This is a genomic window from Staphylococcus taiwanensis, from assembly GCA_020544305.1.
GTDB lineage: Bacteria > Bacillota > Bacilli > Staphylococcales > Staphylococcaceae > Staphylococcus > Staphylococcus taiwanensis.
The window spans coordinates 1,032,662-1,045,460 of record CP058667.1 but is presented as its reverse complement, the minus strand read 5'-3'; the positions used below and the strand labels follow the sequence as shown (position 1 = coordinate 1,045,460).

The 12,799-nt window shown below is 33.3% G+C and carries 9 protein-coding genes; 1 reads left to right on the top strand and 8 read right to left on the bottom strand.

What is annotated here, in order from left to right:
• Positions 1–58: 58 nt before the first annotated feature.
• The 4 genes from HYI43_04965 to gatC form a co-directional block, all read right to left on the bottom strand.
• On the bottom strand, positions 59–1,051 hold the full coding sequence (locus HYI43_04965) for a diacylglycerol kinase (protein ID UDI77925.1): 993 nt from the start codon (positions 1,049–1,051) through the stop codon (positions 59–61).
• A gap of 223 nt (positions 1,052–1,274) precedes the next feature.
• Positions 1,275–2,702, bottom strand: coding sequence for an Asp-tRNA(Asn)/Glu-tRNA(Gln) amidotransferase subunit GatB (gatB, locus tag HYI43_04960; protein ID UDI77924.1), 1,428 nt, complete (start codon positions 2,700–2,702; stop codon positions 1,275–1,277).
• Positions 2,703–2,714: 12 nt separating this feature from the next.
• A complete protein-coding gene (gene gatA / locus HYI43_04955; protein ID UDI77923.1) occupies positions 2,715–4,172 on the bottom strand; it encodes an Asp-tRNA(Asn)/Glu-tRNA(Gln) amidotransferase subunit GatA in 1,458 nt (485 codons plus the stop codon).
• Position 4,173: 1 nt separating this feature from the next.
• The gene (gene gatC, locus HYI43_04950) at positions 4,174–4,476 is read right to left on the bottom strand and encodes an Asp-tRNA(Asn)/Glu-tRNA(Gln) amidotransferase subunit GatC (protein ID UDI77922.1); all 303 of its coding nucleotides are present in this window, start codon (positions 4,474–4,476) and stop codon (positions 4,174–4,176) included.
• A 466-nt stretch (positions 4,477–4,942) separates the two neighbouring features.
• Between gatC and putP the strand changes: the two genes are divergently transcribed.
• On the top strand, positions 4,943–6,481 hold the full coding sequence (gene putP / locus HYI43_04945; GenBank protein UDI77921.1) for a sodium/proline symporter PutP: 1,539 nt from the start codon (positions 4,943–4,945) through the stop codon (positions 6,479–6,481).
• A gap of 62 nt (positions 6,482–6,543) precedes the next feature.
• On the opposite strand, the gene HYI43_04940 is transcribed toward putP, so the two are convergent.
• The 4 genes from HYI43_04940 to HYI43_04925 are packed head-to-tail and all read right to left on the bottom strand — an operon-like array spanning position 6,544 to position 12,653.
• Positions 6,544–7,749: a CamS family sex pheromone protein gene (locus tag HYI43_04940; protein ID UDI77920.1), complete on the bottom strand. Its 1,206-nt coding sequence runs from the start codon at positions 7,747–7,749 to the stop codon at positions 6,544–6,546.
• A 12-nt stretch (positions 7,750–7,761) separates the two neighbouring features.
• On the bottom strand, positions 7,762–9,765 hold the full coding sequence (ligA, locus tag HYI43_04935; protein UDI77919.1) for an NAD-dependent DNA ligase LigA: 2,004 nt from the start codon (positions 9,763–9,765) through the stop codon (positions 7,762–7,764).
• Between the two features lie 3 nt (positions 9,766–9,768).
• Entirely contained in the window at positions 9,769–11,961 is a 2,193-nt protein-coding gene (gene pcrA, locus HYI43_04930; GenBank protein ID UDI77918.1) for a DNA helicase PcrA, read from the bottom strand.
• Entirely contained in the window at positions 11,958–12,653 is a 696-nt protein-coding gene (locus tag HYI43_04925; GenBank protein ID UDI77917.1) for a heptaprenylglyceryl phosphate synthase, read from the bottom strand. The genes pcrA and HYI43_04925 overlap by 4 nt, the downstream gene beginning before the upstream one ends.
• Between the last annotated feature and the right edge of the window lie 146 nt (positions 12,654–12,799).

The window sequence follows — 12,799 nt, the reverse complement described above, 5'->3', positions numbered from 1 at the left end:
ATCACTCTTATCCTATAGCATCAAACTGTGTCTCAACCTCTTCATCTGTTTTAAAAATTTATTCCTTAATTTTATTATTTTTTATAATTTCTTCATTTGTTGGTTTTTCTTCAACAATACCATCTTCTACTTGTTGGTCTTCAGTAAGTTCTTCATTATAAATATCATTTGGTGTGCAAACTTCAATATGTCGTTTTAGATTTAAGAAGTTAGCAGGTAATTTACCACCATACTCGCCATCTACATTTAATTGCATCTCAGTAAATGACGAAATATTAATAGATTTTGCTTTTTCATAAATCACTTTTGGATGCTTAATATGCTCACCACGAGACGCAAGTGTCATGATATGCCCTAATTCCGCTAGATTAGCTTTTTCTACAATAATTAAAGTGAAATGACCATCATCAAGTTTAGCATCTGGCACTAATTTCTCAAACCCCGCCATGGAATTAGTAAGTCCTAGTAAAAATAATAACGCTTCTCCCTGGAAAACATTATTGTCATACTCAATGCGGATATCTACCGCTTTCATTTGGGGTAACATTTCAAATCCCTTTATATAGTATGCGAAAGGTCCAACGATTGATTTGAGACGGCTAGGAGTCTCATATGAAACTTGTGTCAACTGGCCACCAGCAGCTAGATTGATAAAATAACGATTATTCATCTTACCAATATCAACTTTCGTTGTATGGTCATCGATAATAACGTCCACAGCTCCCATAATATCACTTGGAAGATGTAGTGCACGTCCGAAATCGTTGACAGTCCCCATAGGTATAATGCCTAACTTAGGTCGATTGGGTTGTTCAGCAATACCATTAACAACTTCATTTAGCGTGCCGTCTCCACCAGCTGCGATTAAAATATCATAATTTTGTTTTAGTGCACGTTCAGCTTCAAGCGTAGCATCGCCTTCTCGTTCAGTAGCATAAGCGCTTGTTTCATAACCGGCGCGTTCCAATTTGATTAACACATCTGGTAAAGTTCGCTTGAATAATTCCTTTCCAGAAGTCGGATTATAGATGATTCTAGCACGTTTTCTCATAAATTATCCCTCAACTTTTTATACATATACTTATATTAAATGATTTATGAGTGAGTTGGAAGTATTTCAACCAATTATATTAATTTTACTTTTAAAAATTTGTGTATTGTCTACAAATCTTTCTCAAAACGTCGTTGTTATCAATCTGAACTTACATTCAATAATTCAGTTAAAAATGACAAAAAGCTGGATCATTAGCATGTCCAGCCTTAATTATAGTTATTTATCTTTTGTCTAATTCTTGTTTCAATATTTGATTTACTTTTTGAGGATTAGCTTGACCTTTAGATGCTTTCATTATTTGTCCAACTAAGAAGCCCATCGCTTTTCCTTTACCATTTTTGTAGTCTTCAACTGATTGAGGATTATTATCTAATGCTTCAGTAACAAATTGAGTTAATGTTGCTTCATCTGAAATTTGAACTAAACCTTTATCTTCCATAATTTGTTTAGCGTCGCCACCATTTTCAGCTAGCTCAGGGAAGACTTTTTTAGCAATCTTACTACTCATCGTACCGTCTTCAATCAGTTTAATCATACCTGCAAGATTTTCTGGTGTTAATTTCGTATCTTCTAAATCGATTTGATTTTTATTCAGATACTCATTTACGCCACCCATTAACCAGTTTGAAGTTAATTTAACGTCTGCACCTTGTTCAATTGCGCCTTCGAAGAAATCTGACATCTCTTTAGTAAGTGTTAAAACGTGTGCATCATACTCAGGTAAACCTAATTCATTAACGTATTTCGCTTTACGTTCATCAGGTAGTTCTGGAATAGTTTGACGAACGCGTTCTTTCCATTCGTCATCAACATATAAAGGAACAATATCCGGTTCTGGGAAGTAACGATAATCATCAGAGCCTTCTTTTACACGCATAAGAATTGTTTTACCTGTTGATTCGTCGAAACGACGTGTTTCTTGTCCAATCGTTCCACCATTTAATAATTCTTCTTCTTGACGTTTTTCTTCATATTCTAAACCTTTTCTAACATAGTTAAATGAGTTAAGGTTTTTTAATTCTGTTTTTGTACCAAATTCATCTTGGCCGTATGGACGTAATGAGATATTGGCATCACAACGAAGTGATCCTTCTTCCATTTTACAGTCAGATACGCCAGTATATTGAATGATTGAACGTAATTTTTCTAAATATGCATATGCTTCTTTTGGTGAACGAATATCCGGTTCAGATACAATCTCAATTAAAGGTGTACCTTGTCTGTTTAAATCAACTAATGAATAGCCGTCTTTATGTGTTGATTTACCAGCATCTTCTTCCATGTGGAGACGGGTAATACCAATACGTTTAGTTTCTCCGTCAACTTCTATATCGATATAACCATTTTCTCCAATTGGTTGGTCAAATTGTGAAATTTGATATGCTTTAGGATTATCTGGATAAAAATAGTTTTTACGGTCAAATTTAGAATTAGTAGCAATTTCCATATTAAGTGCCATTGATGCACGCATTGCCCAATCTACAGCACGTCTATTAACAACCGGTAAAACACCAGGATATGCTAAATCAATCACATTGGTATTTGAGTTTGGTTCAGCTCCAAAATGTACTGGTGATGGAGAGAACATTTTTGAGTCTGTTTTTAACTCAACATGAACTTCAAGTCCGATAACTGTTTCAAAATGCATTATTTCCACTCCTTATAAATTTTCATATACGTCATGTAAGTTGAATTGTGTTTCATATTGGTATGCAACACGATATAACGTTTTTTCATCAAAAGGTTTACCGATAAATTGTAAGCCAATTGGTCTTCCATTTGATTGTCCACAAGGAACAGAAATACCTGGTAGACCTGCTAAGTTTACAGGTGTAGTCAATAAGTCATTTGCATACATAGTCAATGGATCATCAATTTCTTCACCGATATTGAAAGCAGTAGTTGGTGCTGTAGGTCCTACTACAACATCATAATTTTCAAATACTTTGTCGAAATCATTTTTAATTAATGTTCTAACTTTTTGTGATTTTTTATAGTATGCATCATAATAACCAGAACTTAAAGCAAACGTTCCTAAGAAAATACGACGTTTAACTTCATCTCCAAATCCTTCTGATCTTGACATTTTATATAATTCTTCTAATGATTGCGCTTCTTTAGAGTGGTAACCATAGCGAATACCATCAAAACGAGCCAAGTTCGCTGATGCTTCAGAAGATGCAATAACATAGTATGAAGGAATGCCATATTTTGTATTAGGTAATGATACCTCTTCAACTTCAGCACCAAGTGTTTTAAGCGTTTCTACAGCATTTTTAACTGCATTTTTAACATCTTCACTTACACCTTCACCTAAATACTCTTTTGGTAGTGCAACTTTAAGACCTTTAATATCTTTACCAATTTCAGAAGTGAAATCGATGTCGTCGACTGGTGCACTTGTAGAATCATGTTCATCTACACCAGAAATTGCTTCTAAAACTAATGCATTATCTTTAACATTACGTGTGATTGGTCCAATTTGGTCTAAAGATGATGCAAATGCTACTAAACCGAAACGAGAGACACGTCCATACGTTGGTTTCATGCCCACTACACCACAATAAGCTGTTGGTTGTCTAATAGAACCACCAGTATCAGAACCTAAACTGAAAGGTACTAATCCAGCTGCAACTGCGGCTGCTGAACCACCTGATGAACCACCTGGTACTGCTGTATGGTCAAATGGGTTAACTGTTTTTTTGAAGTATGATGTTTCAGTAGAACCACCCATTGCGAATTCATCCATGTTTAATTTACCAATTAAAATAGCATTTTCATTATGCAATTTATTCATTACAGTTGAGTCATAAATTGGCACAAAACCTTCTAACATTTTACTAGCACAAGTAGTTTCGACATCTTTAGTAATAATGTTATCTTTTATTCCCATTGGAATACCAAATAATTTTCCATCCATTTGGCCTTTCGCTTGCAGGTCATCTAATTCTTCAGCTTTTTTTAATGCATTTTCTTTATCTAAAGCTAAGAATGATTTTACTGTTGGATCAGTTTCTTCTATAGCATCATAAATATCTTTTACGACTTCAGAAGGCTTAATCTCATTGTTTTTAATCATTTCTGATAATTTTTCCACAGATTCATAGCGAATACTCATCTTAAGCGTCCTCCTCATTCATGATAGCTGGTACTTTAAATTGACCACTTTCTGTTTCTTTAGCATTTTTTAATGCAAGTTCTTGAGGAATGCCCTCGATTGCTTTGTCTTCACGTAAAACGTTTTGTAAATCTAATACATGATAAGTAGGTTCTACACCATCCGTATCAGCTGTATCATTTTGTTTAGCAAAATCTAAAATACTTTCAAGCGTATTAGCCATTTCTTCTGTTTCTTCTTCAGAAATTTGAAGTCTTGCTAAATGTGCTATATGTTCAACTTCTTCCAGTGTAACTTTAGTCATTAATTTAAAAGCCTCCTTATTACTCATTCATCATAAAATTGTATCAAATTTTCAACTAAAAATCTAAATATTTATTGAGACAAGCATTATCATTTAAGTAATGTAAAGTTTTGATTGGCATTTTAGATAACAACTTCCTAAAATATTTATGTAACTAAATTATTAAAATCGAACATTATCATAGTGAAAATGATGGTATTTTAAAAATAATTATATATTTATGTATTTAATATATTGTTTTATAAATTTTTACGCCACTATTTGTAAACGCTTACTAACATGATATTAAAGCATTTAATTAAAAAATTATAAAAATTTCACTTTTCTAAATGATTCATTACATTGTATAATATTACATGTAACTAAATTATTTTTGAAATATACTTGCATCTAGTTCTTACATAATTGATATATTTTATGAAATTGCGTTTTATAATAGCTTATTATCTAAGGGGGGATTGTTTTTATGTTTATTTTGGGAGCAAGTTTACCTAGCCAAGTAAATACAAATTGGCAAACATACATAATGATTGCGATTTATTTCATTATATTACTTATTATTGGTTACTATGGTTATAAACAAGCTACAGGAAACTTAAGTGAGTATATGTTAGGTGGGAGAAGTATCGGTCCTTATATCACAGCTTTATCAGCTGGTGCATCAGATATGAGTGGATGGATGATTATGGGACTTCCTGGATCAGTTTATAGCACGGGTTTATCTGCGATTTGGATCACTATAGGTTTAACACTTGGCGCGTATGTTAACTATCTTGTTGTAGCTCCAAGATTAAGAGTCTACACAGAAGTAGCTGGTGATGCAATTACTTTACCTGACTTCTTTAAAAATAGGCTTAATGATAAAGAAAATATTATTAAAATTATATCTGGATTAATTATTGTTGTTTTCTTTACATTATATACACATTCTGGATTTGTTTCAGGTGGTAAGTTATTTGAAAGTGCTTTTGGTCTCAATTATCATTTTGGCCTTATTTTAGTCGCAGTTATCGTGATTGCATATACATTTTTCGGTGGGTATTTAGCAGTATCTATAACAGATTTCTTTCAAGGTGTCATAATGTTAATCGCAATGGTCATGGTGCCTATCGTTGCAATGATGCAACTAAATGGCTGGGACACGTTTTCTCGAGTTGCTGAAATGAAACCAACCAATATGGATTTATTCCGGGGTACAACTTTTCTAGGAATAATTTCATTGTTTGCATGGGGATTAGGATATTTCGGGCAGCCACATATTATCGTCAGATTCATGTCTATAAAATCTCACAAATTATTACCTAAAGCACGTCGTTTAGGTATCAGTTGGATGACTGTAGGCTTGTTAGGGGCAGTTGGTGTAGGTTTAACTGGTATAGCCTTTATTCCTGATAATCATATAAAAATGAACGATCCTGAAACACTCTTTATCATCATGAGTCAAATACTCTTCCATCCTTTAGTCGGTGGTTTCTTATTAGCCGCAATTCTTGCTGCGATTATGAGTACTATTTCATCACAATTGTTAGTAACATCTAGTTCACTAACGGAAGATTTCTATAAATTATTCCGAGGTGAAGAACGTGCCAAAACACATCAGAAAGAATTTGTATTAGTAGGTCGTCTTTCAGTTTTAGTTGTTGCAATCGTAGCTATAGCTATCGCTTGGTCGCCTAATGATACTATTTTAAACTTAGTTGGTAATGCTTGGGCAGGTTTCGGTGCTTCATTCAGTCCATTAGTACTCTTCTCATTATATTGGAAGAAACTTACACGTGCAGGTGCTATTAGTGGTATGATTTCAGGTGCTTTAGTAGTCATTATCTGGATTGCTTGGATTAAGCCTTTAGCAAGTGTAAATGAAATTTTTGGAATGTATGAAATCATTCCTGGTTTCTTAGTGAGCGTAATCGTTACCTACGTTGTGAGTTTATTAACCCAACAACCTGGAGATTTTGTTGATAAAGATATCGAAAAAGTTAAAGCGATTGTTCGAGAAAAATAAAAACTAATTACTGTAAAATTAAAACACGGATACTCCGATTTTTAGGAATATCCGTGTTTTTATCAATTATTATAGATGTGAACTTGAGGTTTTTTATCGTCTTTGGTTTTGCTTATAAGTGCACGTGAATTATTTCCATCTTTAATACGTATTTCATAACTATCTATGTTATTAAAGTATTTCTCAGCTTGTTCAGTTACGTATTGCGTAATTCCAATGGTTTCCGCTTGGCCATAATAATCTATTGGTAAATCAATCGTTAATTGCGTAGGCTTTTTATTTTCAAACTTAACTTTACCCACAGCTTGCGTAAAGTTAGTAAAATATGATTGTAAATTGTCATTAAACTGCTTAAAGTTATTATTTAAACTTTCATTGTATTTCTTAGTAGTTGATGATGGTAATAGTGCAGATACTTCATCTATGTTATTCCACTTATTAATTTTAGTTTGATCATCATCTACAGTGGTATTTGCAATAAAATTACCTGGTGTAATAGAATCTTGATCTGATTGTTTATAAATCGCAAATTGAATAGGAATATCTTTTAAATCATCATTTGCTCGTAATCTTGATAAGATTTCAGATGCCATAGCCTTACCTTGTTTTTCAATTTCTTTATCATCAAGATTTTTACTATACGTATCGCCGTCTTTTTCTTTTTGATAATAGTAAACACTATTCATTGCAAGACCTATTGTCATTCCTTTGATATTAGAACCTTTATTATCACTATTATCATAGAAATCTTGTTCTAAAATATTTGATAAGTATGCAGGTGATTGATTTGCTATTTTTTCTGGATCAGTTACACCATTATGAGAAGGATTTAAACCTAAATTTTCACTTGCCTTTTTAGATTCTTTTTCTTTTTCACTCATTTTATCAAGTTCTTCTTTAGAGTATTTAGGGTTCAGGTAATCATTAATTGTATCTTTGTCTAAATACTGGCCATCTTGGTATAGATATTTATCTGTTGGAAATACATCTTTACTTAAGTTTAATAACCCACTCTCAAAATCATCACCATTATAGCTATTGGCCATATTATCTTGTAAAACCCCTCTTGCTTTACTTTCTTTAAAAGGTAAGATCGTGCGGTAATTATCTCCTTGAACGTCTTTATCCGTTGCAATAGATTTTACATTATTAGAATCTGATTTAGATTCTTGTTTATTGACTGATTGCTCATTTTTATTACTATTGTGATTGCCACATGCCGCTAACAGCACAAACGACATCATTACTAAAAATAGGGTCCGTTTCATTGCCGTTCTCCTCTAATTCAATATTTCATTTTGTTTCGCTACGAATTGATCTTCTGTCCAAATTTCAGTACCAAACTTTTCAGCTTTAGCTAGTTTAGAACCTGCATCTTCACCAGCAATAACAAGGTCTGTACTTTTAGTTACACTACTAGTGACTTTTGCACCTTGCATTTCCAACCAAGATGAAGCTTCTTTTCGCGTCATTTGTTGTAGTTTACCTGTTAATACGATTGTTTTATCTTTAAAATCAGGATGTCCTTCAATATCACTTGTTTTGATACCTTTATAAATCATATTAACATCTTTAGCTTTTAGCTTATTAATTAATGCTTTGATATCCTCATTCTCTAAATAAGTGACAACAGATTGAGCGAGTTTATCACCAATATCATGTATGCTTACCAGTTCTTCCTCAGTCACTTCAAGTAATCGATCCATTGTTTCGTATTTTTCAGCTAAAACTTGACTCGCTTTCACACCTAAATGACGAATCCCCAATCCAAATAATAAATGTTCTAGCGAATTGTCTTTAGCTGCTTGTATCGCGTTTAAAAGATTTTCTACCTTTTTACTACCCATACGTTCTAGTGGCAATAAATCATCCTCAGTTAAATAAAAGATATCTGCAACGTCTTTGATTACTTGATGATGATAAAGTTGTTGAATAATCTTTGTTCCTAAACCATCAATGTTCATTGCTTGTCTAGACACAAAATGAATTAATCCTTCAACCAGTTGAGCCTGACATTTAGGATTGATACAGCGTAACGCAACCTCACCTTCTATACGTACTAGTTCATGATTACAACTAGGACAATGCGTAGGCATATGATAAGGTTGTGCATCGTCTGGACGACGATCAATAACACTTTTTACAACTTCAGGTATGATATCCCCTGCTTTTTTAACAACAACACTATCACCAATTCGAATATCTCGCTCTCTAATTAAATCTTCATTATGAAGCGATGCTCTTGATACTGTTGTTCCTGCAACTCGAACTGGATCTAAAATAGCTGTAGGTGTGACAACGCCAGTTCTCCCAATACTTAACTCAATGTCTTGTAATGTCGTAAGTACTTCTTCTGCTGGGAATTTATACGCAATGGCCCATCTAGGAGATTTTTGTGTGTATCCCATTTCGTCTTGTTGTTCAATATCATTTACTTTAATAACAATACCATCTATATCGTATGCAAGTTGTTCACGGTTTTCCGTCCATTTTTCAATGTAGTTAAGTACACCTTCAATATCTGCAACTCTTTCACGTTCATGGTTCGTTTTAAAGCCCAATCGGTCTAATTCATCTAAAGCACCACTTTGTGTTGTAGCATTAAAATCTGTAAAATCATTTACGCTATATAAAAAGACACTTAATTTACGTTTAGCTGCTAATTTAGGGTCTAATTGTCTCAATGATCCTGCTGCTGCATTTCTTGGATTAGCAAACGGTTGTTCTTCGTTTTTTTCTTTCTCCTCATTTAATCTCATAAATGAACTACGTGGCATATACGCTTCTCCACGAACTTCAAAACTTAAAGGTTCTTTGATTTTTAGAGGTATAGCATGAATGGTGCGTAAATTTTCAGTAATATCCTCTCCAGTTGTACCATCACCACGGGTCAAACCTTGGACAAAACGTCCATTTACATACTTAAGAGAAACTGCTAAACCATCAATTTTAAGTTCGCACATGTATTCAACTTTACCTATTTGTTGACGGATACGTTCATCAAATCGACGTAATTCCTCTGCATTAAAAGCATTTCCCAAACTTAACATTGGCGTATCATGGTTAACTTTCTCAAACGATGATTGTGCTTCACCACCTACACGCACTGTTGGTGAATCTTCTGTTTTATATTCAGGATGAGCCTCTTCAATATCGATTAATTCACGTAATAATTTATCGTATTCACTATCGGGAACAGAAGGATTATCTTTGACATAGTATTCATAGCTATATTGATTTAATAAATCATGTAGTTCACTCACACGATTTTGGATATTTTCCATTCATTAATCCTCCTTTTTTTCAATAGGGGCAAATTGTGCTAGTAAGCGCTTAGGTCCTTCAGATTTAAAGATAATATCTAATTCTACTGAACCATTTTTTTCATTTACATTACTCACCATACCTTCTCCCCATGATTTATGCGTCACTTTATCTCCAACTTTCCAGTCAGATGCAGAAACTTGTTTTTTCGATGATGTCGTGCGCTTACTAAAGCCACGTTTAGGTTGAGAAGCTGTTTTTGATTGAATGGTGTGTCGTTGTTGTTTAGTAGGTGTTTCTAGTAATTCTTCAGGAATTTCTCGTAAAAATCTTGAAGGCATATTTGATTGAGAGCGACCGTATAACATTCGAGATGTAGCATGTGTAATATATAACACTTCCTCTGCACGAGTAATTGCTACATAACAAATACGTCGCTCTTCTTCCATCTCATGTTCATCATCACTTTTTATAGCACGAATATGTGGGAATAATGATTCTTCCATACCCATTAAAAATACGATTGGAAATTCTAGCCCTTTTGCTGAATGCATCGTCATTAATGTTACACCACTTTCAATTTGTGCTTCATCTATATCAGCTACTAATGATAAATCCGTTAAGAAGTTAATAAGCGATTGTTCTTCTAAAGGTGTATTTTCTTCATAATCTTTAGGTACTGACATAAATTCATCTATATTTTCAAGTCTACTACGTGATTCAATGGTTTGTTCATTTTCTAACATAGATCTATAGCCAGACTTATTAAGAATTTCGTCTACAATCTCACTAATTTCTAAAAATTCTTGTTCTTTGATTAAATTTTGTATCATTTCGTAAAATTGAATACATTCTTGAGTGACTTTTTTTGATAGACCAATAAAGTCCACTTCACCTAAAGCATCAAACATACTAATATTATTATCCATTGCGTAGTTTTGAATCTTCTCAACAGATGATGGACCAATACCACGTTTAGGAACATTAATAATTCGTTGTAAGCTAATGTCATCCTTGCTATTTGCAACAACTCTTAAATAACTTAGTAAATCTTTAATTTCTTTACGGTCATAGAACTTTTGTCCGCCTACCATTGTATAAGGAATATTAGATTTCATAAATGTTTCTTCAAGTACACGTGACTGCGCATTTGTACGATACAAAATAGCCATATCATTATAGTCTTTTCCAGCTTTACGGTGTTTCATAATTTCTCTTACGACATATTCCGCTTCATCGCGTTCCGTCATCGCTTCATAATATTTAATTTTTTCGCCACCAGTATTGGCAGTCCATAGACCTTTAGGTTTACGTTCAGAATTGTTTTTGATGACCTCATTAGCTGCAGTCAGAATCGTTTTAGTTGAACGGTAATTTTGCTCTAAGAAAATGGTTTTAGCGTCTGGATAATCTTCTTCAAATGATAATATATTTTGAATATCTGCACCTCTCCATCCATAAATAGATTGGTCAGAATCACCTACTACACAAAGATTTTTAAATTTGCTAGCCAATAATTTTACTAATGTATATTGAGCCTTATTCGTATCTTGATATTCATCAACATGAATATATTGAAATTTATTTTGATAATATTCTAACGCATCGGGCACACGTTCAAATAAACGAATCGTCTTCATAATTAAATCATCGAAGTCTAGTGCCTCATTACGTGATAATTGTCTTTGATAACCACTATATACAGTAGCTACCATTTGTGAGTGAAAGTCATTTGCTTCATTAATAGCATCTTCAGGTGTTTTTAATTCATTTTTTAGGTTACTAATTGCCCCGATAAACATTCTTGGTTCAAAACGTTTACTATCAATGTTCTCGTTTTTAAGAACATCTTTAATTACAGACTTTTGGTCGGTAGGATCAATAATAGTAAAGTTTCGTTCAATGCCAATTCTGTCAGCATCACGTCTTAAAATGCGAACACACATTGAATGGAATGTTGACATCCATATGACTTGTGCTTCTTCCCCCACTAATTGCTCTACACGTTCTTTCATTTCTTTTGCCGCTTTATTTGTAAATGTAATTGCTAAAATATTGTAAGGAGAGACATCTTTTTCATCTAATAAATAGGCGATTCGATGTGTTAATACTCTCGTTTTACCTGAACCAGCACCAGCCATGATTAGCAATGGACCTTCAGTAGCTCTTACGGCTTCACTTTGTTCTTTATTCATATTATTGACTAATGAATTCATTTATTAGACTCCTTTTTTATTTTTACTGTTTTAAGGGCTTTTTTAATATCTGAATATATGACATTGCCGACAACAATCGTATCTGCATATTGCGCCATTTCTTTTGCTTGCTCAAGTGTGCTTATTCCTCCGCCATAAAATAGTTGTGTACGCGACAACATCTGTGAAATTGCTTTGACGTAGTCGGTGTCGCCATACATGCCACTATATTCAACATACATCATGGGTAACTTATACATTTCATTTACCATTTGGGCGTAGGCTTCTACATCCTCAATAGATAAGTTAGTAGTTGAATTTGTAACTTGCGCAACTTTACTTTCTGGATTAAGTACTAAATACCCTTCTAATATCATTTCTTCGAAGTTAATCATATGCCCAAATTGTTTTAACGCACTATGTAACATTCCATTATGATAAGTTGTGTCACGACTATTTAATACTGTCGGTACAAAGTAAAAATCAAAACCTGGCATAACACTTTCAATATTAGAAATTTCAAGTACCATTGGCAATGGATATCTTCTTACTCTGCTCATTAAATGAATTACATTATCTTCAGTAACACCATCTGTACCACCAATCATAATCGCGTCGGTATCTGACATGCAAAGTGCTTCTAAATCATCATCACTTATTTCTTTAGCAGGATCTAATTTAAACACATGTTGCCATTCTTTAATGTCGTACATTTACCCATAACTCCTTTTTTTAACATACACTAAATTATAGCATTTTTAATAAGCTAGTTCTAAGTAGATTAAACTATTTATACTCGGAAAAATAATAATTAGTATTTAAATTTTTAAATATCCATTTTCTAAAAAAAAGAGGACTA